This window comes from Tardiphaga sp. GW821-FHT12E02 (genome assembly GCF_058807155.1).
Window position 1 is genome coordinate 478,732 of record NZ_JBXAQK010000002.1, and the last position, 25,206, is coordinate 503,937.

Here is a 25,206-nt window from a genome sequence, read left to right on the forward strand (position 1 = left end):
GCGAAGCGAAACCCATCGGCGGAATGATGGGTTATCGCACCGGCCTTCGGCCTCTGCTCAACCCATCCTACAAACGTCACTTCATCACAGCGATCGTTGCGCTCACCGCGAGATAAATTCCGAGCAGCAGCATCGCGATCAGGAACCAGCGGCGGAATTGCTCCGGCGCCATGCGGTCGCGTACGGCCTGGCCGAGGAACATGCCGGCGAAAGCGGTGATCATGGCGATGACACCCGGCACGGCGGTCGCCGCATTGAGCAGGCCGGCGCTGGTGAGATTGAACGCCTGCGCCAAGGTTGCCACGGTGAAGTAGAGCCCGAGCGCCTGTACCAGTTCGTTCTTCTCCATGCCGATCGACTGCATGAAGGGCATCGACGGAATGACCTGCACGCCGGTGGCCGCCGAGACCACGCCGGTGATGGCGCCGACGATGCCGCCGACCCATTTTTCATCCTTTGGCGCGGTCCTGAACTGGAATTTCACCAGCGTCACCACGGCATAGACCACGAGCAGCACGCCGAGAATCACGGCGCAATATTTGGCGTAGGGGCCTGTCATCAGGCCGCCTCCGAGCCAGATCGCAATCGCGGTGGTGAGCAGCAGCGGCCACAGCCGGCGGATGATGTCGCGCAGATAGGGGCCGGCGAAAGTCTGCCAGATATTGGTGACGACGGCGGGCACGATGACGATGGTCAGCGCCTGAACTGGGGTCATGGTGGTGGCGAGCAGGCCCATCGCAACGGTGGGAAGGCCGAGGCCGATGACGCCTTTGACAAAGCCTGCGAGTGCGAAAACGAAGGCGATCAGAATGAGCATTGTGTCGGTCATGGTGCGACACATTGACCGATCCTCGCGAGGGGCACAATCTGGAGGTTATGGAGAGTGCCTTCGCCTGATCCGAAGGCTGGAGGATGCGCGATGCATTTCGATCTGGTCGATCTCAGGCTGTTCGCGGCCGTGGCCGAGGCGCGCAGCATCACGGGCGGCGCTGCAGCAGCGAATTTGGCGTTGGCCTCGGCAAGCGCGCGCATTCAGGGGCTGGAGGCAGCCGTCGGAGTCGCGCTCCTCAAACGCGGGCGGCGTGGGGTGACACTGACGGCGGCGGGCGAGAGCCTGCTCGGCCATGCCCGCGTGGTGTTGCATGATGTGGAAGCGCTCCGCAGCGATATGGCGGCCTATGCCAGCGGGACCAAAGCGAGCATCGTTCTGCTGGCGAACACTGTTGGTCTCTCCGAGCATCTTCCAAAGGCGCTGGCCGCGTTTCTGCGCGAGCATCCGCAGGTCAGCCTCGAGGCAGAAGAGCGCGAAAGCGCCGATATCGCCCAGGCGATTGCGGCAGGCAGCGCTGATATCGGCTTTGCGGCCGAGCATACGCTGCCGGAAACGCTCGATCGCTTCATCTTCAGCGAGGATCGACTCGTGCTGGTGACGGCTCCGCGCAGCGATCTGGCGTCGCGCCGGGTGATCGATTTTCGCGAGGTCGCCGATCGCGATTTCATCGGGCTGACCAATGCGACGGCGCTGCAGAACCACATCGGCAAATATGCGGCCCGCCTCGGCGCGCGGCTGCGCTATCGCGCCCAGATGCGCGATTTCGATGCCATGTGCCAGATGGTGGCGGCACATGTGGGCGTCGCCATTGTGCCGGAAGTGGCGGCGCGGCGTTGCGCGCGCTCGATGCCGATTGCGCTGGTGCGGATCCGGGACAGCTGGGCCAACCGCAAGCTGGCGATTTGCTTTCGCGATCTGAAGGCGATGTCGCGCCCGGCACAGCAACTGGTCGAGCATCTGCGCGCCGCGGCGCGAGGCTGAGGTCAGGGATTCAACAGCTTCATCGCCGCCGCATGCACGCGTGGATCGCCGGCGGCGATGATCTTGCCGCCGTTCTGGGCCGGCTTGCCGTCCCAGGTGGTGACGATGCCGCCGGCGCCGGTGACGATGGGGATCAGGGCCGCGATGTCATAGGGCTTGAGGTCGGTCTCGATGACCAGATCGAGATGGCCGGCGGCCAGCATGCAATAGGAATAGCAATCGCCGCCATAGCGGGAGAGGCGGACATGTTTCTCGACGCCCTGGAAGGTCGCGCGGTCGGTCTCGTTCATCAACAACGGGCTGGTGGTGAAGAGCACGGCCTTTTCGAGCGAATCGCAGCGCCGCACAGCCAGTTTGCGGCTGTTGCCACCGGCGCCCTGAAAGCGCGCCGAGCCGTTATCGCCGGAAAAGCGCTCGCCGATATAGGGCTGGTGCATCATGCCATAGACTGGCGTGCCCTTGTGCAGCAGGGCGATCAGGGTGCCCCAGGTCGGAAAGCCGGAGATGAAGGACTTGGTGCCGTCGATGGGATCGAGCACCCAGACATACTCGGCGTCCTCGCGCTCGACGCCGAATTCCTCGCCGACGATGCCATGCTGGGGGAAGCTCTGCTTGATCAGGCGCCGCATCACGGCCTCGGCGCCGCGGTCGGCTTCGGTGACCGGGTCGAAGTCGCCAGCCTTCTTGTTGTCGATGCTGAGCGAAGTCCGGAAATAGGGAAGGATGGTCTCGCCCGATGCGGTGGCAAGCCGGCCGATGAAGGCGGTGAAATCGATGACCGTCACGGCTGGATCCTTTACGGCGAAGAGTCGTTGGGTGGTTGTATCAACCTATATCGCGGCTTGGGCCAAGCTGCATATGAGGCCCTCGCATTTGCCCACCGGTCGCGAATTTTGCGCAGACCGCGCAATTGGATTTATGCGCAATGTGCGCAATTTGACTCGCCAAAGATTATGAGCCGAAGAACTGGAATTTGGCATTAAGAATGAATTTTTGTTCATTTCTAAAATGCGTCAAAATGGCTGACCATTTTTCAAGTGCCTGTTTTTGCTAAGTTTAATTGTGACAACCATGCTGCGAGCGGCAAAAAGCCTTGCATTTTTTGCATGAGAAAATGCCCGAAAACTCTTGCACTTCGAAGCCCAGGGATGCATATTGTTGCGGTGCGGTAGCGCCTGGCGCTATCGCTGCCCTCCTTGGGCGTTTCCTCCCTAGACTTGGGCCGCTTGCTTTCGCAAGTGGCCCTTTTTTCTTGTCTATGGAGTTTTTGCAAGTTGCGCGGCGATCGGCCAGCAATCTTGTTTGCGCTCGTTTATCCTCGCAAGCTCAGCCGACAACTGCTGGCATCCGCTGCGGCCGACGTCAGTGCCAGCCGCAGCCAGGAAAGAACGAAGCAAGCAGATCGCTCTGGCTGAGAACCGGAGCCAATCGAAGCGCTGCGCGGACTTACTTCAGCGACGTGTTGATCTCGGCAAACTTGCCGTTGAGGTTCGTTCCGAGACCGTTAACGACGGCGATGATGGCAAGTGCAATGCCGGCGGCGATGAGGCCGTATTCGATGGCCGTTGCACCCGACTCGTCGGCGACGAACGTCTTGATGATGCTCTTTATTTTGATCATTTTATCCCTGCCCAATGGTTATCGCGGTCAATGCCGCCGGGATAAAATGACGATATATAATCTAAGGTTGTATGAATCGCGGTGGTAAAAGAGTGGGGTATCGGGCTGTTTCGCACGATTTGTCGCAGGTAAATTAGTCCGCTATCAGGCTCTGGGGCGGCTGAGCGCGGCAGCTGCGGAAGGTCACTCCGCCGCCGTCTGGAACGGGCCGAGCAGACGGAGCGGAATGTCGATCAGGGCGTCCGCCAGAACCGTGAAGTCATCGGCGATCTGGTCGAAGCGTGCGGTCCGCTCGCGCTTGCGCTCGTCCATATAGATGGAGCGGTTCAGCTCGATCTGGACGGCATGCAGGCCGCTGGCCGGGTTGCCGTAATGCTCGGTGATGAAGCCGCCGGCATAGGGCTTGTTGCGGCCGATCGAATAGCCAAGCCGCCGATACGTATCCTCCACCACATCGGTGAGGAGCCCGGCGCAGCTGGTGCCGTAGCGGTCGCCGATCACCACGTCGGGCCGGCGCGGCTCTTCGCGGGCGATGCCGATCGAGGGCATCGAGTGACAATCGACCAGAATGGCCGTGCCGAAGGTCTGGTAGGCCTTGTTGATCAGGCGGCGCAAAGCGCGGTGATAGGGCTTGTAGAGGCTCTCGATGCGGGTGAGGGCGTCGTCCACATTCAGCCGCTCGCGATAGATCTCCTGGCCGTCGCCGACCACGCGCGGGATGGTGCCAAGCCCGCCGGCGACGCGCATGGAGCGGGTATTGGCGAAGCTCGGCAGCCGGCCCGTGAACATCCGGGGATCGAGCTCATAGGGCTCGCGATTGACGTCCACATAAGAGCGCGGGAAATGCACCCGCACCACCGGGAAGCCGCGATTGGCCAGACCGCCGATCAGGTCGTCCATGAACGAATCCTCGGAACGGCGAAGGGCAGCGATATCGATTCGCGAGGCGCTGAGGAATTCGGCGGGATAAACGGTGCCGGAGTGGGGCGAGTTGAAAATGATCGGCGCCCGCCATGCGGAGGGCTCGTTGATCTCGAAGGGGGGCGACAGCTCACCGTCAAACTGGGTCATCGTCGCGTTTCGTCCCTGCAGGCACGTTCTTCTGGACCATCAGTCTGGCAGAAAACCGGCAATTTGCGAGATGTCATTGTCGGTATCCGCGCGCGATCATGCAACGGTCGTCCGGACCTCATCCGCCGCGGAAAACCGGTTCTGTTGCTCTGGATCGCAATCTGGCGCACCATAATGAAACGGTTATCCACATGCCCGCGGCGCAAACTTCACCCGAAATTTACCAACCACGGGGCTTAGTGGGTGCCAGGTTTTCCTCATTCGGGTTCGACGTCTCACAGCCATGCACAAGATCCTTCTCGCCGAAGACGACAATGACATGCGCCGGTTCCTGGTGAAGGCGCTGGAAAACGCCGGGTTCTCGGTGTCGCACCACGATAACGGCATGTCAGCCTATCAGAGGCTGCGCGAAGAACCCTTTGAAATGCTTCTAACGGATATCGTGATGCCGGAAATGGACGGTATCGAGCTGGCCCGCCGCGCCAGCGAACTGGATCCTGACATCAAGATCATGTTCATCACCGGCTTCGCCGCCGTGGCGCTGAATTCGGACTCCGAGGCGCCGAAGAACGCCAAGGTTCTGGCCAAACCCGTGCACCTGCGCGAATTGGTCAGCGAAGTGAACAAGATGCTGGCGGCCTGAGGCTGTCGGTTTTTCTTCACAAACGGTCGTAATTGGCGCCCCGGCATCCTTGCCTCGCCGGGTCCGACCCGTTATAGACCGCCTACCCGTAACGACCGGTTCTTAGGGCGCGTAGCTCAGCGGGAGAGCACTTCCTTGACATGGAAGGGGTCACAGGTTCGATCCCTGTCGCGCCCACCATCTTCTTCAAGGGTTTAGCCGCATCGCGGCTGATCGGCGAAAAGATGATTTTCACGAACTTTCCACGAGCCCCATCCACGATGCTTTTGCCATCGAGAACGCTTCGACAAGGCGGCCGATATCTGATCGGTGCATCTCGACGCAATTTGAATGTCCGAAGCAAACATCTGCTGCCACCATGTTACTCCGATAGTAACGTCGCCGAGACCTGCGCCTTAAAGGTCGCCGCCACAGACGTCGCCGCCACATCCCTTAGCGGTTCCACGCATCGCGCGAGCATCTGAAGCGCCTGTACTCCTGACGCCACAATACGCTCTCGTCATCCCATTGCAAGCAAAACAGATGTTAGGCATCATCCGGCGTGTGATTCGCTTTCCGTCATGAGACGATAATGGTTGGCAAACCCAAGCTTCCGAATTGGCTCGCTTACATTCGACCTCACGTGGCGCCCTACTTGGCCCTAGGGAGAGGGGAGCGCCAGAGGTACGTTGCGAAACTTTCGAAGAAGACCGATCTGTCCGACAACAGCTTGCGGCGTATGATTGCCGCAGCGCAGTTTCTGGATGCCGAGGGCATCACGGATCTGCCCCCTGGCGGTCGCTTGCCCTTAGGGGCTGTCGAAAACATTGCGCGAATCGCTGCCCTCGAACCTTCGCGCCGGCGGGAACTGTTGAATGAGGTGTCGGCCGGTCAGCTGACGATCGATCAGCTCGCGGGAGAGCTGGAGAAAACCAGAAAAAACGCAAAACACCGCGCAACCGTCCGAAAATTCGGTCCTCAGCCAAGCTTAAATGAGATTTTGGCGTCGAGGGCGCTTCGGACACTGGAAGCCAGGAATTTCGAACTTGAGGGGATATCGGTTTTCAGTTTCGACGACGACGGCGATCTGCGCTATTTCGATTCGCAGACCAGACCAGCCCTTGTTATTCGGATCCCGACCAAACCGCCGATCGTGGTGCTGGATGCCCATCGGATAGAAGGCACAGCCGCTTCCTTCATGAGGCAACGCAAGGAATTTCTGCGCAACATTCTAGTCGCAGCAGGACTGTACGAGACAGTTCTAGTCGCCGCGCCGCATTGGCAAGAGGACGTCGCGAGACTGATCCACCATGTGCGCCCATCGGTTGGCAGTCGAATCATTCAGATTGAAAATGCTGCAGGGGATATCGACCGAATGATGTAACGCTCTGCCTCGACCAAATAGACCTTTTCCGATCGCACCACTAGTTCGCGGTGGGTCGATTTTAGCATTGAGAGAGGTCAGAATCCCCCCCTCTCCGCCACATTTACTGTGGTCCCGAAAAAGCCAGTAAAATCAGGCCTTTCCAATGCCTTCGGGCGATGGTGTAGCCCCAGGGTGTAGCCCCTGAGGCAGTCTAAGTTTGTCACGAAGTTCAGCCAGAAACAATGGCTGTGTCACACCGCAAGCCTAGCTCGTCGATAGCGCCACCCAAGAAACTTTCAAAGCCATGGATCATTGCATCATCATGCCAAGGGCTATGCATAAGATTCGACACCGCGATTGTGCTTTCCATCGAAGCATGAAACGATCACGATAAGTCCTTCAGATTGATTGTGCGGAACGCGCGCCTTCCCAGAGCGTTTCCGACGCTCCCGCCTAATTAGTCATTGTCGTGTTTTTCGGTTGAGAGATCGGGCCGGTGCCGGTATACGGCGCTGCCGATCCGCTTGGTTGCCGTGCAAGGATAGAACGAATGCTAACGCTTAAGTCCTTCGTCAAAGCGTCAAAGCAGATGGTCGCCTACGGCGAGAACGGCACGGGCGCGCTCGACCATCTGCCGTCACGCGTGGCCGGGCATGGCCAATTAAAGAGGCCCAAGGCACGCTCGCGCGACGCCTCGTCGTCCAATGCGCGGCAATGGGACGATAAATTGAAAATGTACGTTTATTCCGACAGCAAGTGATCCTCGAGCAAAAGCCGAATTATCTCGTCGTTTGCAATCAGTCCGAGCAAGAACGGACAGTCGAGCTATTGGGAGATCTGCCATCGGTCTTGGCAGCATGGCGCTCCGGCACCCGGGTTTCGCCGATCTGGGCGATCCGAGATTTTGGGCGCTTTAACGCGAATCCCGCCCCACTTTCCGGTAAAACGACGCTGTTCTTTCTGGGGCCGGTTCAGCCAGCGCGCCTTACGAGCGAACTCGCCGCCGTTTCTGACCCGACAAAGATTCGTATGTGGGCGACGACCGGATGCTTTAATACCGTCATCCGCGTCTTCGACAAGCGCCGTGTCGACGAGATTGTCGCCTGGGCCACCGAGCAGGCCATTCCGTTCGAGTGTTGGCGGATCGTCGATGGCCGCATCCGGGAGGTGAGGCACTCGACTCTGCAGGCCGCCGATCTGGATGAGACCCTGAAGGTGTTGGCAGCGCTCGGTAGCGTGCCGACCGAGTCCGCCATGCGGGCTACTCTACAGGAGCATCTCGCCGTCACGGCGACCGTGCTTGCCCGCTCGGCGGCGATCTATCCGCCCGCATACGAGGACTTCAAGGCTACCGCGGTCGTCACCCGCGAACTGGTCCGCGCATGGGAAAAGAAAGAGCTCAGCACTCTCGAGCTCCAGTCGCGATTGATCGCGGCGAACGCGGCCATTTCTCGCTTCTCGTCCCAGGCATTTTCGGGCGTGCCGCCCATTCTCGGAACCGAGTGCCATTTCTGGATCCATTCCCTGTTGGGCACGGGAAGCGCGAATATTGCGCTCTCGCGACTGGTCGATTGGGTTCAGAAGATATTAGGCGAGGCCGATCTGCCGGGACGTATCGCCCTTCTTGAAAGCGATACGAACGATGTACCTGAGCTCGGTGAGCTCACCACGAACGCCGCGCACTTGGACCGCGATCTGCTGGACGGATCCTTGCCGGTGTCCGAAGATGTCCGTGTCCCGCTCGTGACCTATTTCAGCGGGCGAGACGGCTTCAGTAGCCACTTGCAGACGTTGAGCGCGCCTCTGACGACTATCGCGGAATGCAATTCGTACCGCTCGAACTTGCTGACCGTAACCCACGAGATCGCTCACATTCTGGTGCAGGTGCTCTTCGTTCACATCTACCCGGACATCGATGATAGCAACGGTCTCGACTTGGCGAGGCAGATCGCTCAACCGCGTTTCCGTGCGACGAACTGGCTCATGGCTGCGCGACAACTGGTTCTTGAAGGCGTCATAGGTATGGCTCAGGCCGATATCGGGCATGCCGTGTCGGCCGAGGAAATGTCGGAAGAACTGCCGGACATCCTCAAGGATCAGCGGCGCGAAGCCCAGGAAATTATCGTCCACGCGCTTGATTTCTGGTACTTCTATCGAGGCGAACCAGACTTCTACATCAAAAGCATATGGCACTCTTGGTGCGCCATCCCCGGCATCGGCGACCGCGTGTCCGAATATCTAATGCGGACGCTATGCGCGGTGTCGATCAACCTTCTGCGCGAGCCGTCCGAAAATCGCTTCCCTGCAGCGTTACGCGACGTACAGAAGTTTTTGGTGGCGTTGCAGACGCAGGGAGGCGTTCTGAGCGACTACATCTCGATCGCGCTCGAACACATCCGTTGCATAGAAAACGATCAGGACTTGTGGAAAAACTTCGAGAAGCGCTACAGCGCCCGGCTTCTGTTGGTGCGGCTTGTCGCGATTTTCCTTGCGTCCGATCGTCTGGTGGGCAAACTCTATGCCGATCCGCACGAAGGAAAGGGCCGCGGTTACGAGAACAAGCAGACTTTCCAGTATGACCAGGAACCCATAGGCAATCCGCTGACGTTCTTCCGCGGATACCTGAAGGACGATCCCGGCGAAAGCGAGTCGCTCTGGGTGCTTCATTGCCTTGCGTTTGACATGGTGACCGACGCATGACCCAATTCAGTGGCTATCTGATGGCGCGAGCTGGCGATTCTGAAGTCCCGCGCGATTTGCTGGATCTCCCCCACCCGAGCGTGGCAAACGGCCCGTCTCTCCACTTCGTCGATACCGCCTACTCGTTGCGCAGGTGGGATTCGTTCACTCTCGAAAGTCCTGTGCCCCTTGGCGAAGAGGCCGATACGGCGCGCCCTCCTTTCCAGTATCAAGTCTTCATCGTTCGCGGCCTAAGCAAGTTTGTCATACTCGCTCCACGCCGGAAGATCGCAGACTATCTGATCCAGCACGTTTTGGACCGCCAGATATTTCCCAATTTCAGGCGGACGCCGATCAATATTCAAAGACTGATCGAAAAGTCGGAGACCCCCGACAGCGAGTTCTTGGTGACTTCGCTGCATGGTCGATTCTCCGGACCGGGACGGACGCTACGCATGATGTCGTTATACGGCGACGATGTCACCGACTCGATCGTCTTCAGGGATCATCACCAGCTGTTCAACTTCTTCTCGTGCGGGCTGGGACGCCGCCTGTTCGACGGCTTACCGCGCTTGCGCCCCAACGAAGAGGGAGAGATCACTCGCATTACTAACGAAGGTTCTCTTACGCTGAGTCTGATAGATCGAAGACGAGCGGTCGAATTCCTGCTCGTCCTCGGTTTCGTGCTGCGAAACAGGTGCGCTGACACTTGGGTGCCTGTCGCGGAAGGGCCGGATCAATTGTGATGAATATGAACCTTCCCGACAGCTGGAAGAATCGCACGGCACTTATCGAACACCTTGCATATCAACTCGTCCGCGGCCGCCTCGGGATTTTCCTCGGTGCGGGCGTTTCAGCGTTCTACGGGTTGCCCGATTGGGTAACCTTGGTGAATCGCCTGCTCGCCCGATCGGGAGAACCAGCCATGACAGGTTCAGAGGATCCGATTACTCGCGTCGGAGCTTTGAGAGCAAAGCATTATCGCAGCAAGGCGAAGGATTTTCTGGGAGCCGTGAAAACCGATCTTTACGAAGGCACCTCATTGGACTTCGAGAAGATTCGCAAGAACGATACGTTGGCAGCCGTCGGTTCGTTGGTGATGTCGTCGAAGCGCGGATCCGCCGCCAAGGTGATCACGTTGAACTATGACGACCTGCTGGAAAACTACCTCGAATTCCACGGCTTCGTCACCTCTTCGGTCTGGAAGCCGGCCCATTGGGCGAACAACGACGATGTCACGGTCTACCATCCGCACGGATTTCTTCCGTTGGCACCGGACAGAAAAGACAGTGATGACATCGTGCTAGGGACTAGCGAATATCTCGACGTAATGAAGTCTCAGTGGCGCCCGCTTCTCGAGTCCTTCCTACGTACGCACACATTTCTGTACATCGGTCTTTCCGGCACCGACATGCATCTGCAAAGTCTCATCCACGGCATCAAAGATGATCACGCGATCACCGAAGAACGCATCCTCTATCATACCGTGAGGTTTTCTGTTGAGGGAAAACGCGACGATATCGGAGACTTGCTCGAGCCGCAGGGCGTCTTTACCCACAAAATCGCAGTTCATTCAGAAATTCCGCCGCTGCTGTTCGCGATAAGTCAGGCCGCTCGAAAGATCAGGGCGGGCAGCTGACCGAACCTCTCAGGGTACGCCTCTTCCGGGTAGGAGAACAGAGCCGTCCCAGTTGACGATCGGAAGTGCGCTAAACCGGCTTCCGTCGCGTTCGGTAATGTGTCTGCCCAGATTCTTCGGCGCGTAGATTGTGGAGGCGTCGTCGATCGGCGCGTTGCGTTGCCAGCGGTGGAGCGCGGAGATGTGGATCATCTCCCCGATCGGCTCCTCGTTCCGATTCCTGCCAACATTCTCCTCCGACCAAGGAGATAAGAGAGGCCACCGTTTGCATTCCACCGGCGCATTGTTCAGCGATCGAAGTGCTCGTGGCCATCCTCGATAAACGCCACTGCGCGACTGGTGCTGCGTGGAGGTCGCTCTCTCCATAAGCTGAGAGTCCGACAGTCCCGGCCAACCGGCCTCCGTCACTGGAAAGTCGGGAAAGAAGAACTTGATCCGTTTCAGCATCCAATCAAGCGGCAGGTCGTCCAGCGCAGTGACCTTGTCGCGATTCCTTATCTCCTCGTCGATGTAGCCGCCGCCGATATCTGCATGTGCGCCGGGAAACCAGACCTGCTCGACAGCCGTGCGGAAATTCTTGAATTTGCTGCGCCGCCATGGCGTAGACTCGAATGGATGCCGTTGCTCGTCGATTGCCATTGCGTGAAGATTTACATTGGTAATGGCGCAGAGCTCGACATCGTGGAATTCGTAAGTATCTCGGTTCAAGACCCTGAATTGACTGATAGGAACTCCGAGAGCTCCCACGGTGTCGAAAACCCCCAGGCAGGAAATTCGAAGCCCGTGCCGGTCGTTCAAATAAGCAGCAAGAGACGTCCACTCGCCTGGCGACCGGTCGTTTGGGCTACACCGATAGAACTCCCAAGATCGTTGTTCGAGCTCGGGCGTGCAGTTCTCGCGGGTCAGGAGACCTGCCGCATGGATGTAACCGACGAGCCACCGGGCTGTGAAAGCGCCGCGGGAGAAACCGAAGATAAATACCTGATCCCCTGGTCGATAGTGAAATGACAGGAATTTGTAGGCGCGGCGAATATTACGACTGAGCCCCTTCCCAAGAGCGCCGCCAAAAAATCGATTGAGGAATCCGCCGGTGCCCACGCCACGCTCGTAGAAGACGATATTATCTTGGTTCGCGAACGTCTTCGGCGTCACAGGGTCTGTGCCGGAGCACAAATCAGGTTCGCTCGGCTCGGCTGCGTCGTTCTCTGCCCAGAGGGCGCGGGCAATAATGTCCCGAATCCTAACGATATTTGTGTCCTGCGCACCGAAATCGGAATCGTTCCACGTGCCATCTAGCAAGAGGATTATACGCCGTCCCATGGCATTCTTCAGTTTCAAAGGCTTCTATTTTGTTTAACGGCAATGCGGCACGACCTGGAGGCGACCACAAAGCGCTTCCCGCGCGCAGGATTGAACGTTGCCATGCGAGGAATGCTATGTCGATGGCGATTGGGTTGACAGCCCGCTCATGGTTGCTCTGCTCGCTTCGATGTTCGGCTTACTACCTAGGGGGCGGCATAGATCTCGGTGTCGCCGGCCATCCAGATGTAGCGGCCGCAAGTTCCGGCGTAAAGGCACGCCGGTACCGGACCACGTTCGCCGATTCCCGCGGCAGCAGTCGGGACCAGCAAGAGGCAACGCGTGGTCCGAAGGGTGCTTAGCAACCGGACTTCTCACTTGGGTCTGGACGCAGCGGGCGCGGGTGCGAACATTTTGCCCGTCAGAAGCAGCGCCACCGTCATGACGACCAATGCGACGATCACGACGTTAGCGACGGCGAATAGCGCGGGCCCGATGACCACCATCGCACCCGTGTCGCCGTGCGCGATCAGCCGCGCCGGCGCGGCGGCAATGGCGGTCGCGCCGAAGCTGAACGCCCAGAGGCCGGGGACGGCGCCCGCTTCCGCTATCCATCGCGAAAGGCGGGCCAGGACGAGGAGCTGCAGAATCCCGTAGCCGATCAGCGCGTGGACGAAGATGTCCGGCGCCCCACCGCCGACTGCAATGTAGGCCAACGCGCCGACGGGAGCCGGCGCGAGCTGCACACCGAGCGTCGGACGTAGCGCCGCCGATTTAACCGGTCCGGTCAACAGTCGGAGCAGCAGTACGGATTCCATCGCGAGCCAGGAAAAGACGCCCGCGCCGAAAGCGAACTGTCCCCAGTCCGGGTAGCCGAGGGCCGCGATCACGATCGCCGAGACGAAGCTTCCGGCGACCGTTGGTAGATAGAGCACCGCCGTCGTGTGTTCGTGATCCCTTTCCCCGAGCCACAGGCCTCCGGTGCGCCACACCGCGAACGCCAGCGTGAAGGCGAAGCCGACCGCAAAGAGGGCGCCAGCGGCCGTCGCGGAGTAGGGGATTAAGCCGCCCGCGACAAGCATGGTCGCGACGCCCGCAAGCCCGATGAAGCAGCACTGCACGGGGTGGGCAGCCTCCTCCGCGAGCTTCGCCGGCGCGAGCAGCGCTTTCATTGCGTAGAGCAGAAAGAGAACGCTCCAGACCATACCGGCCGCGAGATAGATGTATTCGGAGACCACCGCAGGCAGCGACCACGCGTGTTCGGCCGCGCGCCAGGCATTGCCGAGTCCGGCGATCCCGAGGACGATCCCGAAATAGCTTGCAGGCATGTTGCCGGCGATCCGCGCGAGCCAGGCCGGCCTATTCGTCTCGATGAGCGGTCCCGAAACTGCGTTTTTCATGATCGTCTACTCTCCGGGCTGATTTAAGTTCTACGGGTTCGCGACGACGGCTTCCGCGACCATCGCGTCCAACAGTTTCGTCATGGCTGCGACGGGTCCCGACTCCACGTCGAGACCGTGACGTAGCGCGAGGTGAACCGGTGCGTTGTAGGACAGGAAGGTCGTGCCGGATCCGTCCTCCCAGACCAGCGCCTTCAGCGGCAGATCTATGCCCGCGGTCTGCGCGGTCTGCATCAGCGGCGTGCCGCCCTTGGCCGCGCCGAAGATCAGCAGCACAGTCGGCCGCAGCGCCATATCGACCTCGGCCGCACCCGCCGCATGGTCGATGCGGACGAACACCGTCAGGTCTCTCGCCCGGACGGCATCCTCGAACCGCCTCATCGTCTCCTCCGGTCCGTGGCCGCTTCGCGTCGTGACAAGCCCTCCGATCGTCATGGTCATTCTCCTGTCGGTCACTTCGCCAACGCGTCCCGGAATGCATCGAAGGTCCGCGTGGAATAGACGACGGCGGCGCCCGCGTTGATGGAGACGGCGACTCCCAGCGCTTCGGCGAGCTCGTCTGGCGTCACGCCGAGCGATCGGGCCTTTTCGGCGTGGACTGTGATGCAGCCGTCGCAATCCAGCGACACCGCGACCGCGAGCGCGATAAGTTCCCGCGTCTTGGCGTCGAGATGGCCAGTCTTGGCGCCCGCGCCGCTCAAGGTTGTGTAGCCGCGGACGGTGTCGGGACTCAGCTTTGCGAACTCTCCCACGTCGGCGACAAGTTGACGACGATAGTCATTCCAATCGTGCATGCTCATGGCGATATTTCCATCTGGTAGGTTCGGTTCGTCGATGCCGCCTTCGGTGAAAACGGCGTATCGACGGTCTCGCGACGCGGCGCGGGCGCCTTCTTCATGCGGGCACGCAGATCGATGGGTCCTTCCGTCGGATCCTTCAGAGCGAACAGTTCGATCGGGTCGCCAAAGCCGCGTACGTGATGCCTACCGACGCACTCGAGCTCCGCATCGCCGTCGACGAGATCAGAGAACTAGCGGGACACCAGCACCGTCCTTCCGATCTGCTTGGTGAGCGCCTCGAGCCGGGAGGCCAAGTTCACCGCCGGACCAATGATCGTGAAGTCGAGCCGGTCGTGCGACCCGATGTTGCCGTATATGACGTCCCCGACGTGGACGCCGATGCCGTAGCGGAGAGCGACGCAGCCGGCCTTCCGTCGTCTGGCGTTCAGTCCGATCATGTTCCGGCGCGCCATCTCCACGGCTTTCAGGAGATCGTTGCATGCCGACGGCCGATCCGTTGGAAATACGGCGAGGAGCCCGTCACCGATGAACTTGAGAATCTCGCCGCCGTACTGCGCGATCGGCCCAGACATCGCGTCGAAGTAGTCGTTGAGCAGGCCGATGACTTCATCGCGGGGATGGTCGTCCGAGATTTTCGTGAAGTCCCGCAGATCGCACATCATGATTGCCGCGCTAACCGTCGTCCCGCGGCCGCGACGAGTAGCGCCGGCGAGGATGAGTTCGCCTGCGTGAGACCCGACGTAGGTATCTAGGAGCGTCCGGGCCAGAAGGTTCTTGATGCGGATCTCGCTGACCAGTGAGAGCACCGGCAGCAGCTCGCGGAGATAGTTGACGTGAGACTGGTCAAAGCCACCCGGCTGGGCGGTCGCGAATGTCACGACATGCCGCTTCCCGAGCGTGTGATAGAAGGGCCAGGCGAGGTAGTCGGTAAGCCCCTTCGCGCGCAGTTCGGCGTAGACGTGATGGGTCCGCCCTGACGAGGGCTCGCGTTGGAGATTTTGGCGTACTTCCGCCGCGCCCAATCTTATTTCTTGGACCGCGCTGCCGATGTATTCGGCGCGCTGTTCGACGTCGTGCGCCACATGTTGGAAGTCCGCCTCCTTCGCGTCTGAAGACCACGTGACGCGGGCACCAATCCACTGCGGATGCTGGATGTCCAGATGTAGTGAGGCTCGCTCCACGGGTACGCTGGCGTTCCTTAATCGCCGACACATCTCAGCAAAGATGCCGTCGATGTACTCGTCGTTGCGGGTGCCGTGTATCAACCAGCATGCGATCGCGTTGAACTGGCAGTCCAGGAAGGTCTTCTCGATTCCGGACGTGATCTCTCGTCGAGCCATGATCCGCTCTCCTAACGTCTTCCCCGAGGGTGCCGCCATGCCAACCCGGCCGGCGGACACCCGAACCTTATCGCTGTAGCTACTTGCGCAGCGCGGCCGCGACCTGGCCGACGAGCGTGGCCCACGGCATGTCGAGCGCGGCGTAGAGAGCGGCAGACTTCGGAGCCGCGTTGTCCTTCAGGATCTCGACCATCAGGGTCGCATAGTCAGAGACGATGACGCCGCACTGCTGCATCCGGACGAGCGCCGCTTCATGCTTGGTCTGGCTGAACGTGCCGGAGGCATCGACGGCGACGTAGGCGTCCAGGCCGCGGGCAGCCGCGGTCATCGCCGGGAAGGCGGCGCAGACTTCGAGCGAGATACCGGCGAAGATGAGCTTTTTGCGGCCGGTGGCTTCGATCGCCTTGGCGACGGCCGGATCGTCGTAGGCGTTCACTGTCGAGCGGTCGATGATCTGGACGTCGGGCCGCGCCTCGACAAGCTCGGGAATCGTCGGACCCCACATGCTGTCGCGTGCCGTTGTTACGATCACGGTAGGCAGCTCGAGTACCTTGGCCGCCCTGGCGAGGGCAACGACATTGTGCTTCAGCTCGCCCGTCGAGAAATCGCGCACGCCGGTCATGAGGCCGACTTGATGGTCGACGAGGACGACGGCGGCGTTGTCGTGGGTGAGCGGGTCGTACTTGCGGATGGTCATTGTGAACTCCTGTGTAACCGGCCCGGATCTGTCCTAATCCGGAGGGGTGGATCACGACGTTCGCCGCGATGTCCGAAAGCTAGGCTGCATCGGTCCGGCCCAAAAGGCGGCAATATCGGGACTTAGCGTCCGATTGATTGGACGATGCGCGGACGAAATGTTGGATGAATGGGCGTATCGTCAGCCGCTACCGAACTGGACGTTCGGCCAACCATGAGGCATGTTTGGCTACAAACCGTCCAATGGAATGAACGACGAGAATTCCATGCTCGATTTGAACGATTTCTATCTCTTCGTGCAGGTGGTTGACCGCGGCGGATTCACCGCCGCAAGCCGCACGCTGCGGACGCCGAAGTCGACGTTGAGCCACCGCATGCAGCAGTTGGAAGCCAGTCTTGGGGTACGCTTGCTCAACCGCACGTCGCGGCAGTTTGGCATGACGGACGTCGGCGCGGACTTCTACCGTCACGCCGTGGAGATGCTGCGCCAAGCGGAGACGGCCGAGGCCGTGATCAAGGAGCGCATCGGCGAACCAAGCGGCACGATCAGGTGCACCGGCGGTGTCGCGACCATGCAGTTTGCGATGGCGGACGTGGTCGCCGACTTCCTTGTTAAATTTCCGAAGGTCAACATGTTCGTCCACGCGGTCGACCGGACCGTTGACATCGTCGGCGAGAACTTCGACGTGGCGATCCGCGCGCACAGCAACCCGCTTCCCGACTCTAATCTCGTCCAGCGGACGCTGGCACCCGCGCCTTGGTATCTGTTCGCTGGTGCTGCCTACCTCAAGAAGCACGGACAGCCGGAGAAGCCGCAGGAACTCGCCGACCATCCCTCGCTGTTCATGCATCGGACCGGGGTGGATCCGATCTGGCGCTTGCGCCACGTGCGGCAGTCGAAGAACGAGGCCGTGGTGTCGCTGACGCCGCGCCTTCTCAGCGACGACATGATCGGTCTGCAGCAGGCCGCGATACGCGGGCTCGGGATCGTGGCGCTGCCGGGCTACATCTGCCGCGCGGCCGTGAAGTCCGGGAAGCTCCAACGCGTGCTGCCGAACTGGATTGCTGGAGGTTCCACCCTGACCGCGCTGATCCCCTATCGTCAGGGCCTTCTTCCCTCGGTCCGCGTTTTCCTCGACCACCTCGCCGCGGAATTGCCCAAGACCGTGCTGATGTAGCCCGCGGCGCAGCCTGACACATTCCGACCGCCCAAAGGCGCCGGCGCCGTCGTCCAACTCGATGGACGATGCATCTCCGCTCGTCACTCGCGGCTTGCCGACGCTCCCGGGGGAATCGCTCTGAGGAGTGGACGTTTTCTCTTGATCACGTGACCGGTGGAGAATTGTGAGCCCAGCATCGTCCAACCGTTTGGACGTTAAGTCTCGAAAAGGACGACTTCTCGGAAGCGCCCTGAAGCGTAGTTTCCTCGAAGAAAGGCAGCGACTGCTGGGAGGACATAAGATGACCACGACAGCGACGGCAAAGATAACAATCGACTGCACCGAACGGTTCGGCGGGATCGTCTCCGCCAAACCCCACCGGATCGGCGATGGATTTGAGGCCAAGCATTTCTCCGAGGAGATGTTTGGCGGAGGCATGGATCCACTCCTGATGGCCGACGACTTCACGATGACCGCCCCGACGTTCGATCCGCACCTCCATGCCGGCATCTCGGCGGTGACGGTGATGTTCGAGGACGCGAAGGGCGAGTTTCTCAACCGCGATACGCTCGGACACAACATCGCGCTGAAGGCCGGCGATCTCTACTGGCTCACGGCGGCCCAGGGCGCCGCGCACGAAGAAAAGCCTGCTAACGGAGCACGGATCCGTGCCCTGCAGATCTTCGTCAACCTGCCATGCCGCCTTAAGAAGGAGCCCGCACGTTCGATCCACGTACCTTTGGGTACCCTATGCCGGCTATGGCATGAATGCCGGGATTGCGGATGCTGCGAATCTGGCTTGGCTGTTGGCCGCCCGCATCGCCGGTTGGGGAGCAGACGGAATCCTCGCAGCTTACGAAGCCGAGCGTTTGCCGATCACCGAGCAGGTGTCCCATTTCGCGATGAACCACGCCCATGCGATGACGAAAGCGCGCGGAGCGATCTCACCGCAGATCGACGCCGAGGGACCGGAAGCTGATGCCTATCGCGCCTCGGTCGCCCGGTCGACCTACGACCTTAACGTACAGCAATATTGCTGCGCCGGATTGAACTTCGGCTAGTATTACGAGCGGTCCCCACTGATCATTTACGATGATGAGGCCGCCCCTCCTTATTCGATGGGAGATTTCACCGCCTCCACGGCGCCGGGCGCGCGCCTTCCGCATTTCATGCTGGCTGGTGGGCGATCCATCTACGATGCCCTTGGGCGCGGCTACACCCTGTTGCGGTTCGATACTGGTGCTGGCATCGATGCTTTGCTGGCGTCAGCAAATGCAGCAGGCTTCCCCATTAAAATTCTCGATCTGGCAGCAGAAGCAGCGCCTGATGTCTATCGGCAGAGACTCGTACTTGTCCGTCCGGATCAACACATCGCCTGGCGCGGCAATCAACTTCCAAACGATCTGGATGCATTCATAAATCGAGTTGGTGGACAATTCAGGGCTGAGCAGAGCAACACGACCCCTGTTTAATGTCCGCTCCTGGCGCAAAGCGGCCGATGCAATGAAGCCGGACCTGCGGCGCCGAAGAGGCGTCCTAGACACGCTTCTGTATCCGATACCTGGCGCGCAAGAGTGACAAACCGGCGGTCGGCGAATGCCTGCCGCTCATCTCGTCGAGTTGTGAGTGATCGATCGAAATGCAAGATCACTGAGTTGCGGAAAGAATGACGGCAACGGTCTCGGCCGGCATATCCCATGCGGGGAAGTGGCCGCTGGACTCGAACCAATGAAAATCTGCTGATGGGAAAGCCGCTTTGGCACGCGTTGCCTGGCGGGGCAGGCAAAGCCGATCCTGCCTTCCCCATCCGATTACGACGCGACCGGTGGATAGCGCGGCTGGCCCAGTCTGCTCTGGGCCTGTGGCAAGATCGTCGACCAGCGCGTCGAACGTCGGCGTGGTGCTGAGTCCCGTCAGTTCGGTTGTCACGACATGCGGGTCAAGCGCCCAAGGCCGCGCTGACAATTGTACCAGCAACGCCGTGCGCGTGACTGCATTTCGGCTAAGCGTCGGCAGCAGCGGTCGGATCGCGCGCAGCAATCGTCCTGACAGTCCGATGGTCACTTTGAAAAAGGTTCGTTCCCAACCGCGCCAGAAGCCACCCGGATCGAGTGCAACCACGTTGCCGACGCCGCCGCGCCGTGCAAGTTCGAGGACGATCCGTGCGCCCATCGAGCAGCCGACCACGTCGACGCCCGTCAGATCATTCGCTGCGATATAGCGCTCGACGCTGCCAACCAGTCCGGCGAACGTGCCGCTATCACCCTCACCCGGCGTGGCGCCATGTCCGGGAAGGTCGACGGCAATCACCGTGCGATGCGCGCTGAGCTCGTCAAGGATCGTGCTCCACGATTGCCAGCTTCCGCCGAGACCGTGAATGAGCAGCAGCTTTGGCCCTGTGCCGCGTTGGATATGGTGCATCTTACGCCTTTTAAGTTACTGCAAACCCTAACGCACCAGATCGCCTTATGGGCCATTGACGCGCGTGGTCCGGCAGCGCCGGTGGTCGAAACTGGTTGAGTGGTATAGGTAAACAAAGCACGCTGGATTTACGGGCATAGTCGAGAGCTTCCGCAGCACGGTCCCGGGTAGTTTCATCTTTCGGCTGGTGCCGAGACAAGATGGCGCTGACACCGTCAAGACTGTCGGCAGAGGAGAGCATCGGGTCGGTGACAATCTCAAATCCGTAAAGGCCGGTTCATGGGGGCGGCAGCTCGATTGGCCTTCTATCTTGACTTCCTCATCGGCTGGACGTCCACCTCTCCGTAGGACGGCCGCGGGCCCTTTAAGGCGACGCGGCTGTCAGTCATGTTGCCGCAAGGGCGGCTCAGGACGGAATATCGGTAACCGCCGTTGGCATGACTTCCGTGATTCCATTCTCGCTCTGCCGGAATTTTGAAAGTGCTTGGTAGACTTGCAACCTGGCACGCATCACAGAGCCAAGCGGTCGGTGCGCCGCAAGCGCGTGTGCTTGCTTAAATGTGATCTGCTCGTCGAAGAAGTGCTGCCGCTCGATGCTGTAAGCGTTTTGCGGCGGGATTGTCAGGGTGGCAATGCGAATATACGGCGATACGTCCTCGGGCCAGACAACCGAAGCGTCTTCGATTGGCTGCTTGTCGGCATCGTTCCAAAGCTGAGCACGCATTTCATAGACTGTAGTGCTGTTCGCACAAAAATCGACCGCAGCCGAGCGGAAGCCGTTTTCGTCCTGGTGGCGCGCTCTCGACCTTGGTGCCGGGCGTGGTTTTCAGCATCGATTGTCCAATTCAGTCACGCCGCGCAATCGGCGTTGGGCTGTAAAAAACTACGGTGCCCGAGGCGCCGTAGTTTGCGCTGTTGCGGATTTAGCGACGTGACGGGCCGGCGCCGGTCGTGCCGGACTCAGGCACGAACTTGAACAACGTAAAGTTCTTGTCCGTCCATCCGGTCGGGTGGAACCAGGGCGAGTCCTGGATGTGCGATGCCGTCACGTAGAGCGCGCCGTCCGGGCCCTGCGCGAACGTATCCGGCCAGCGCAGCCGCACATCGGTCAGTTCGGTCTTGAGTGTGCCGTCGGCATTAAGACTCTTGACGGCGTTGTCAGCGATCGAGCTAAGGAACAGCTTGCCGGACTTGTCCATCCAGAGGCCGTCGACGGGCTCCGTGGTCGCCACCTTCTCGGCCTTGCCAACGGCCGCATCCGGCTTGCCGGCCGCAGCCTGCAACACATCGGTGCCGATCTTGTACAAGGTCTTGCCGGTCAGCGCCTGCCAATAGAGCGTCTTGCCGTCGGGCGAGAGGGCGATGCCATCGGCGTTGAACATCGGCTGGCGATTGTCAGGTCGCTTGAGCGGCTTACCGTCGACAACAACCACGGCGTCTTTTTCCATCTCGGTAGAGGGATCGCCGCTCAGCACCCGCCATGCCTTGCCGCTGGCGAGGTCAGCGACGACCAGGCCGCCGGGCACGCCGGAATCGGTCATGTAGGCGTACTTGCCGTCCGGAGAGATTCGAACATCGTTGAGATAGCTGCCCGGACCGGCAACGTCTGCCGCAATCGGGTAGATGCGCTTGACGCCGTTGCTGGCGAGGTCGATCTGCACCAGCTTCGGTCCGTCCTTGACGGTCTTTTCCGTGTTCGGTGCCGCAGGATCGACCACCCACAGCGAACCGCGCCCGTCCGCAACAACGCTTTGCACGGTGACGAAGTGATCACCCGGCGTGACGCCGGCCATGTTGAGATTGCGCCACGAATTCCATTCCTCGTTCGGGTAGGCCTTGATGGTGCCGTCCTTCATCACTTCGGCGACCGAGACCGGGACATCCTCGGACCAGCGCGGGAAGTTGACGAAAATGCGCCCGTCCTCGGCAACGGTGGCGCCCGTCACCTGATGATCGAATTTGGCGACCTCCTGAAGGCGGTCGTCCTTGTTGCCGGTCAATGGCGCGACGATGCGCTCAGCCTTTGCCTTAATGTCCTGCATAGCAGATTGGGCGTTTGCCGCGCCGATCTGGCAAACGAGCGATAGGGCGAGCAGCGACGATGCGGAAAGTAAGCGGTTCATACCGGTCCTTTTGGTGTGCAGGGCTGAATTGTCTGGATACGTAAATGGTGGGCGCCCGTTCTGTTCCGGAACGGGCCACGATCTCAATCGGCATATGGTAAGACACACCGTATGCCGAGTTTCTCCATTCTGAGATACTGATACCGCAGCGTCGCAGGAGAGCGAAAGGATTCGATGGATTCCGAGGAAGCTCGTCGGAACAACGTTGTCTTCAGATTGTTGGCACGCGCATCCTTGAGGGAGAATACAATGCGCGCACTTTGCTGGCACGGAAAAGGCGATGTCCGGGTTGATACGGTTCCGGATCCCAAAATCCAGCATGCCCGTGATGCCATCATCAAAATCACTGCGTGTGCGATCTGCGGTTCCGATCTTCATCTGCTCGATGGCTATCAGCCCACAATGGAAGAGGGCGACATTCTCGGCCACGAAAATATGGGCGAAGTGATTGAGCTCGGTTCGGAAGTAACTAACCTGAAGATCGGCGACCGAGTCGTAGTGCCGTTCACCATCAGTTGCGGCCAGTGTTGGTTTTGCCAGAAGGGCTTGTTTTCCTGCTGTGACCGCACGAATCCCAATCATGAGATCGCCGCCAAGGCGATGGGTCAGTCGCCTGCGGGCCTATTCGGCTTTAGTCACATGCTGGGCGGCTATTCCGGCGGCCAAGCCGAATTCCTACGCGTGCCGATGGCCGATGTCGGTCCCATCAAGGTGCCGGACAATGTCACCGACGAGCAGGCGCTGTTTCTGTCGGACATTTTCCCGACCGGCTACATGGCCGCCGTCAACGCGCAGATCGAGGACGGCGACACCGTGGCGATTTGGGGGTGTGGCCCGGTCGGCCAGTTCGCGATTCGCTCAGCCTTCATGCTAGGCGCCGGCAGAGTAATCGCGATCGACGAGGTGCCGGAGCGGTTGGCGATGGCGCAGGCCGGAGGCGCTGAGACCATCAACTTCTCGCATCTCGACGTTCATGACGAACTGATGCGTTTAACCGACAAGCGCGGCCCGGACAGTTGCATCGACGCCGTCGGCGCAGAGGCAGCTGGACATGGGGCTGTCGATGCCGTGATGGACAAGATCAAGGCGGCGACGTTCCTCGCCACCGATCGCGTCCACGTGCTGCGACAGGCGATCATGGCCTGCCGCAAGGCCGGAACTATCTCGATCCCCGGCGTCTACGTTGGGATGGGTGACAAAATTCCACTTGGTGCGGCCATGAACAAGGGGCTGACCATCAAGACTGGGCAAACCCATGTGCAGGCCTACACCAAGCCGTTGCTGGAGCGCATCATTAAGGGCGACATCGACCCCAGCTTCGTCGTTACAGACCAGGCGAGCCTGGAAGATGCCCCCGAGATGTACCGCAAGTTTCGAGACAAAGAGGACGGGGTGATCAAGGTCGTAATGCGTCCTGGCCGATGAGCCGGTGGTGGAGTAGCGAGCGATTATCGCAAAGCCCGCTTCTGGCGGATTGTGTTGAAGAAGTCGGCGAGTTGGCTGTTGGCACGCGGAAAGGGATCGAGCGCGCGAGTGTCTATCCCAGTTCAGATGGGCATCGGAGCCGGTGCCGGGATCAGTTTTGCCAGCTTCCGAAGGTTCTGAGCAGCGGCGGCGAGCAAGAACTCGTCGCGAGCGCCGCATGGACCTCTCAGACGAAGCCGATCGAGGCGCAGAATGCGCTTCAGATGCGCGAACAACATCTCGATCTTCTTGCGTTCGCGCCGCGAGGTTACATACGCCTCTGTCTTGGCAATCCCACGCGCTACGTCCCTGGCGCTCTCGTAGATCGATCGCGGCACCTTGCGGGCTGGCATCTTCGGACAACACCGCTGTTTGAGGTCGCAGATATCGCAGTCACGTTTGCTGGCGCGATAGAGAAGCGTCGCTCCGTCATTCACCAGTGTTCCGGTTGAAGTTAGCACGTTGCCCGCGGGGCAGCGATAGATGTCAGCTGCCGATCATAGGCGAAGTCGTCGCGGGCGAACGTTCCATCCTTGCGAGCCGACTTGTCGAACACGGGTATATGCGGCTCAATCGCGCGCTTGTTGACCAGCCACCCCAGCATGTCGGCTGAGCCATACGCGCTGTCGGCAGCCAGACGCTGGGGATGGATGCCGAAGCATTTCTCGGCACGTTCAATCATCGTGCGGGCTGCACCAACCTCGGCCGTTCGAATGGCGCGTGTCGTCTCGACATCAACAATGACCGCAGCCTTCAGATCGATCAGGTAATTTGTCGGCATAAGCAAAGAAGGCGTGGCCTTTGTGAGCCCCGGTCCATTGCGCGGCCGGATCGGATCGGGAGACGAACTTCGGCACCGTCTCGCTCGCTGCGCCCCAGGCCGCCTCGTCCAGTGTGTCGAGGTACTCACGGACGGACCGCCGCGTCCGGGCAAGCGCGTCCCAGTCATGGTCCTCGGTCCCCGCAGCGGAGCGCTGCTTGTTGGCGTCGGCAGCGATCAGGCTGGCATGGACGGCGAAGGCTGTTCCATCGACCAGCCCCTCCGCCATGCAGCGTCGCACCACCGCCTCGAACAGCTTGCGTAGGAGATCGCAATCGCGGAAGCGACCGTGTCTGTTCTTCGAAAAGGTCGAATGATCCGGAACCTCGCCATCGAGATTGAGACGGCAGAACCAACGATAAGCAAGGTTCAGGTGAACCTCTTCGCACAATCGTCGTTCCGACCGGATGCCGTAACAGTAGCCTACCAGCAGCATCCGGACGAGCAGCTCAGATCAATCGATGGCCGTCCCGTCGAACTGTAGAATGGCGCCAACTCGCTCCGAATGACTGACAGATCGACGAACCGGTCAATGTTCCGCAGCATGTGAGCGGCTGGTACGTGCCGCTCCAGCGAGAACTCATAAAATAGAGCCGCCTGATCAGTCTGCTGTGGACCCATCATCGATTCAGCCTCCGCCGAGATCGAGATTGAATCAGCGATGGCGATCCGCTTCAACAGGGGAGTTTTTCAACACAATCGGCGCAATGCGGTCATGGCGACTCACCGGAGGCAATGGCTTCAGGGTTCACGCGGAGCGTACCCCTTAATTTGCTGAGATGAAGTGGCAGAATGGCTGGTCGTTCGCTTGGGCAGTACAAGCCCTCCGCTAATTGGCGTAAAACGGAACTTGGGGCATCTGCCGAAGATTCA

Annotated in this window: 23 protein-coding genes, 1 tRNA gene and 3 pseudogenes; 13 read left to right on the forward strand and 14 right to left on the reverse strand. The window is 60.1% G+C overall.

Going from position 1 to position 25,206, the window contains the following annotated elements:
- Positions 1–76: 76 nt before the first annotated feature.
- Positions 77–829 (reverse strand): sulfite exporter TauE/SafE family protein, encoded by a 753-nt coding sequence (locus AC1RQ5_RS29780; RefSeq protein ID WP_398477832.1) that lies wholly within the window; start codon positions 827–829, stop codon positions 77–79.
- Between the two features lie 90 nt (positions 830–919).
- Here AC1RQ5_RS29780 and AC1RQ5_RS29785 point away from each other — a divergent pair, with 90 nt between their 5' ends.
- Positions 920–1,813 (forward strand): LysR substrate-binding domain-containing protein, encoded by an 894-nt coding sequence (locus tag AC1RQ5_RS29785; protein ID WP_398477834.1) that lies wholly within the window; start codon positions 920–922, stop codon positions 1,811–1,813.
- Positions 1,814–1,815: 2 nt separating this feature from the next.
- On the opposite strand, the gene hisN is transcribed toward AC1RQ5_RS29785, so the two are convergent.
- The 3 genes from hisN to AC1RQ5_RS29800 all read right to left on the reverse strand — a co-directional run bounded on the left by hisN (position 1,816) and on the right by AC1RQ5_RS29800 (position 4,504).
- Positions 1,816–2,598, reverse strand: a complete 783-nt coding sequence (hisN, locus tag AC1RQ5_RS29790) for a histidinol-phosphatase (protein ID WP_493204371.1) — start codon at positions 2,596–2,598, stop codon at positions 1,816–1,818.
- A gap of 661 nt (positions 2,599–3,259) precedes the next feature.
- On the reverse strand, positions 3,260–3,433 hold the full coding sequence (locus AC1RQ5_RS29795) for a Flp family type IVb pilin (protein WP_398477838.1): 174 nt from the start codon (positions 3,431–3,433) through the stop codon (positions 3,260–3,262).
- A 183-nt stretch (positions 3,434–3,616) separates the two neighbouring features.
- Positions 3,617–4,504 carry an N-formylglutamate amidohydrolase gene (locus tag AC1RQ5_RS29800; RefSeq protein WP_493204374.1) on the reverse strand — a complete coding sequence of 296 codons (888 nt, stop codon included), beginning with the start codon at positions 4,502–4,504 and terminating at the stop codon, positions 3,617–3,619.
- Positions 4,505–4,787: 283 nt separating this feature from the next.
- On the opposite strand from AC1RQ5_RS29800, the gene cpdR reads away from it, so the two are divergent.
- From cpdR to AC1RQ5_RS29835, 7 genes are all read left to right on the forward strand, one after another.
- A complete protein-coding gene (gene cpdR / locus AC1RQ5_RS29805; RefSeq protein ID WP_211910339.1) occupies positions 4,788–5,147 on the forward strand; it encodes a cell cycle two-component system response regulator CpdR in 360 nt (119 codons plus the stop codon).
- 105 nt (positions 5,148–5,252) lie between these two features.
- Positions 5,253–5,327 (forward strand) — tRNA-Val (locus tag AC1RQ5_RS29810).
- Between the two features lie 391 nt (positions 5,328–5,718).
- Positions 5,719–6,510: a hypothetical protein gene (locus AC1RQ5_RS29815; RefSeq protein WP_493204376.1), complete on the forward strand. Its 792-nt coding sequence runs from the start codon at positions 5,719–5,721 to the stop codon at positions 6,508–6,510.
- A gap of 532 nt (positions 6,511–7,042) precedes the next feature.
- A complete protein-coding gene (locus tag AC1RQ5_RS29820; RefSeq protein ID WP_493204377.1) occupies positions 7,043–7,252 on the forward strand; it encodes a hypothetical protein in 210 nt (69 codons plus the stop codon).
- Complete coding sequence (locus tag AC1RQ5_RS29825; RefSeq protein WP_493204379.1) at positions 7,249–9,192, forward strand: hypothetical protein; 1,944 nt, start codon at positions 7,249–7,251, stop codon at positions 9,190–9,192. Before AC1RQ5_RS29820 ends, AC1RQ5_RS29825 begins: the two co-directional genes overlap by 4 nt.
- A complete protein-coding gene (locus tag AC1RQ5_RS29830) occupies positions 9,189–9,917 on the forward strand; it encodes a hypothetical protein (protein WP_493204381.1) in 729 nt (242 codons plus the stop codon). Before AC1RQ5_RS29825 ends, AC1RQ5_RS29830 begins: the two co-directional genes overlap by 4 nt.
- Positions 9,917–10,810 (forward strand): SIR2 family protein, encoded by an 894-nt coding sequence (locus AC1RQ5_RS29835; RefSeq protein WP_493204383.1) that lies wholly within the window; start codon positions 9,917–9,919, stop codon positions 10,808–10,810. The genes AC1RQ5_RS29830 and AC1RQ5_RS29835 overlap by 1 nt, the downstream gene beginning before the upstream one ends.
- Positions 10,811–10,819: 9 nt before the next feature.
- Here the strand turns inward: AC1RQ5_RS29835 and AC1RQ5_RS29840 are convergent, their stop codons facing one another.
- The 6 genes and pseudogenes from AC1RQ5_RS29840 to AC1RQ5_RS29865 form a co-directional block, all read right to left on the reverse strand.
- Entirely contained in the window at positions 10,820–12,148 is a 1,329-nt protein-coding gene (locus AC1RQ5_RS29840) for a T6SS phospholipase effector Tle1-like catalytic domain-containing protein (RefSeq protein WP_493204385.1), read from the reverse strand.
- 335 nt (positions 12,149–12,483) lie between these two features.
- The gene (tehA, locus tag AC1RQ5_RS29845; protein ID WP_493204540.1) at positions 12,484–13,437 is read right to left on the reverse strand and encodes a dicarboxylate transporter/tellurite-resistance protein TehA; all 954 of its coding nucleotides are present in this window, start codon (positions 13,435–13,437) and stop codon (positions 12,484–12,486) included.
- 102 nt (positions 13,438–13,539) lie between these two features.
- Positions 13,540–13,950, reverse strand: coding sequence for a DUF302 domain-containing protein (locus tag AC1RQ5_RS29850; RefSeq protein WP_493204387.1), 411 nt, complete (start codon positions 13,948–13,950; stop codon positions 13,540–13,542).
- Positions 13,951–13,961: 11 nt separating this feature from the next.
- On the reverse strand, positions 13,962–14,309 hold the full coding sequence (locus tag AC1RQ5_RS29855) for a carboxymuconolactone decarboxylase family protein (RefSeq protein ID WP_493204388.1): 348 nt from the start codon (positions 14,307–14,309) through the stop codon (positions 13,962–13,964).
- A 140-nt stretch (positions 14,310–14,449) separates the two neighbouring features.
- Positions 14,450–15,649 (reverse strand): annotated as a pseudogene (locus AC1RQ5_RS29860) (adenylate/guanylate cyclase domain-containing protein); the annotation flags it as partial.
- 79 nt (positions 15,650–15,728) lie between these two features.
- Positions 15,729–16,346: an isochorismatase family protein gene (locus AC1RQ5_RS29865; protein WP_493204390.1), complete on the reverse strand. Its 618-nt coding sequence runs from the start codon at positions 16,344–16,346 to the stop codon at positions 15,729–15,731.
- Positions 16,347–16,611: 265 nt separating this feature from the next.
- On the opposite strand from AC1RQ5_RS29865, the gene AC1RQ5_RS29870 reads away from it, so the two are divergent.
- The 4 genes and pseudogenes from AC1RQ5_RS29870 to AC1RQ5_RS29885 all read left to right on the forward strand — a co-directional run bounded on the left by AC1RQ5_RS29870 (position 16,612) and on the right by AC1RQ5_RS29885 (position 18,977).
- Complete coding sequence (locus tag AC1RQ5_RS29870) at positions 16,612–17,523, forward strand: LysR substrate-binding domain-containing protein (protein ID WP_493204392.1); 912 nt, start codon at positions 16,612–16,614, stop codon at positions 17,521–17,523.
- 403 nt (positions 17,524–17,926) lie between these two features.
- Positions 17,927–18,181 (forward strand): annotated as a pseudogene (locus AC1RQ5_RS29875) (pirin family protein); the annotation flags it as partial.
- Between the two features lie 88 nt (positions 18,182–18,269).
- On the forward strand, positions 18,270–18,566 hold the full coding sequence (locus AC1RQ5_RS29880) for an FAD-dependent monooxygenase (RefSeq protein ID WP_493204393.1): 297 nt from the start codon (positions 18,270–18,272) through the stop codon (positions 18,564–18,566).
- Between the two features lie 57 nt (positions 18,567–18,623).
- Positions 18,624–18,977 (forward strand): aromatic-ring hydroxylase C-terminal domain-containing protein, encoded by a 354-nt coding sequence (locus AC1RQ5_RS29885; protein ID WP_493204395.1) that lies wholly within the window; start codon positions 18,624–18,626, stop codon positions 18,975–18,977.
- A 175-nt stretch (positions 18,978–19,152) separates the two neighbouring features.
- On the opposite strand, the gene AC1RQ5_RS29890 is transcribed toward AC1RQ5_RS29885, so the two are convergent.
- From AC1RQ5_RS29890 to AC1RQ5_RS29900, 3 genes are all read right to left on the reverse strand, one after another.
- On the reverse strand, positions 19,153–19,926 hold the full coding sequence (locus AC1RQ5_RS29890) for an alpha/beta fold hydrolase (RefSeq protein WP_493204397.1): 774 nt from the start codon (positions 19,924–19,926) through the stop codon (positions 19,153–19,155).
- Positions 19,927–20,332: 406 nt separating this feature from the next.
- The gene (locus AC1RQ5_RS29895; protein WP_493204398.1) at positions 20,333–20,650 is read right to left on the reverse strand and encodes a hypothetical protein; all 318 of its coding nucleotides are present in this window, start codon (positions 20,648–20,650) and stop codon (positions 20,333–20,335) included.
- Positions 20,651–20,849: 199 nt separating this feature from the next.
- Positions 20,850–22,370 carry an SMP-30/gluconolactonase/LRE family protein gene (locus tag AC1RQ5_RS29900; RefSeq protein WP_493204400.1) on the reverse strand — a complete coding sequence of 507 codons (1,521 nt, stop codon included), beginning with the start codon at positions 22,368–22,370 and terminating at the stop codon, positions 20,850–20,852.
- Here AC1RQ5_RS29900 and AC1RQ5_RS29905 point away from each other — a divergent pair.
- Entirely contained in the window at positions 22,299–23,474 is a 1,176-nt protein-coding gene (locus tag AC1RQ5_RS29905) for a zinc-dependent alcohol dehydrogenase (RefSeq protein ID WP_493204402.1), read from the forward strand. The two genes, AC1RQ5_RS29900 and AC1RQ5_RS29905, sit on opposite strands and share 72 nt — an antisense overlap.
- Positions 23,475–23,596: 122 nt before the next feature.
- Here AC1RQ5_RS29905 and AC1RQ5_RS29910 read toward each other — a convergent pair.
- Positions 23,597–24,957 (reverse strand): annotated as a pseudogene (locus AC1RQ5_RS29910) (IS1182 family transposase).
- Positions 24,958–25,206: the final 249 nt, after the last annotated feature.

Excerpts from the sequence above, each read along its gene's own strand:
- AC1RQ5_RS29780 (WP_398477832.1), bottom strand. The coding sequence starts at position 829 with ATGACCGACACAATGCTCATTCTGATCGCCTTCGTTTTCGCACTCGCA.
- AC1RQ5_RS29800 (WP_493204374.1), bottom strand. The coding sequence starts at position 4,504 with ATGACCCAGTTTGACGGTGAGCTGTCGCCCCCCTTCGAGATCAACGAG.
- AC1RQ5_RS29855 (WP_493204388.1), bottom strand. The coding sequence starts at position 14,309 with ATGAGCATGCACGATTGGAATGACTATCGTCGTCAACTTGTCGCCGAC.
- cpdR (WP_211910339.1), top strand. The coding sequence starts at position 4,788 with ATGCACAAGATCCTTCTCGCCGAAGACGACAATGACATGCGCCGGTTC.
- AC1RQ5_RS29890 (WP_493204397.1), bottom strand. The coding sequence starts at position 19,926 with ATGCACCATATCCAACGCGGCACAGGGCCAAAGCTGCTGCTCATTCAC.
- tehA (WP_493204540.1), bottom strand. The coding sequence starts at position 13,437 with ATGCCTGCAAGCTATTTCGGGATCGTCCTCGGGATCGCCGGACTCGGC.
- AC1RQ5_RS29870 (WP_493204392.1), top strand. The coding sequence starts at position 16,612 with ATGCTCGATTTGAACGATTTCTATCTCTTCGTGCAGGTGGTTGACCGC.
- AC1RQ5_RS29835 (WP_493204383.1), top strand. The coding sequence starts at position 9,917 with ATGAATATGAACCTTCCCGACAGCTGGAAGAATCGCACGGCACTTATC.
- AC1RQ5_RS29895 (WP_493204398.1), bottom strand. The coding sequence starts at position 20,650 with ATGCGTGCTCAGCTTTGGAACGATGCCGACAAGCAGCCAATCGAAGAC.
- AC1RQ5_RS29795 (WP_398477838.1), bottom strand. The coding sequence starts at position 3,433 with ATGATCAAAATAAAGAGCATCATCAAGACGTTCGTCGCCGACGAGTCG.
- AC1RQ5_RS29820 (WP_493204377.1), top strand. The coding sequence starts at position 7,043 with ATGCTAACGCTTAAGTCCTTCGTCAAAGCGTCAAAGCAGATGGTCGCC.
- AC1RQ5_RS29905 (WP_493204402.1), top strand. The coding sequence starts at position 22,299 with ATGCGCGCACTTTGCTGGCACGGAAAAGGCGATGTCCGGGTTGATACG.
- AC1RQ5_RS29785 (WP_398477834.1), top strand. The coding sequence starts at position 920 with ATGCATTTCGATCTGGTCGATCTCAGGCTGTTCGCGGCCGTGGCCGAG.
- AC1RQ5_RS29830 (WP_493204381.1), top strand. The coding sequence starts at position 9,189 with ATGACCCAATTCAGTGGCTATCTGATGGCGCGAGCTGGCGATTCTGAA.
- AC1RQ5_RS29900 (WP_493204400.1), bottom strand. The coding sequence starts at position 22,370 with ATGCTGGATTTTGGGATCCGGAACCGTATCAACCCGGACATCGCCTTT.
- AC1RQ5_RS29880 (WP_493204393.1), top strand. The coding sequence starts at position 18,270 with ATGAATGCCGGGATTGCGGATGCTGCGAATCTGGCTTGGCTGTTGGCC.
- AC1RQ5_RS29885 (WP_493204395.1), top strand. The coding sequence starts at position 18,624 with ATGGGAGATTTCACCGCCTCCACGGCGCCGGGCGCGCGCCTTCCGCAT.
- AC1RQ5_RS29865 (WP_493204390.1), bottom strand. The coding sequence starts at position 16,346 with ATGACCATCCGCAAGTACGACCCGCTCACCCACGACAACGCCGCCGTC.
- AC1RQ5_RS29850 (WP_493204387.1), bottom strand. The coding sequence starts at position 13,950 with ATGACCATGACGATCGGAGGGCTTGTCACGACGCGAAGCGGCCACGGA.
- AC1RQ5_RS29815 (WP_493204376.1), top strand. The coding sequence starts at position 5,719 with ATGGTTGGCAAACCCAAGCTTCCGAATTGGCTCGCTTACATTCGACCT.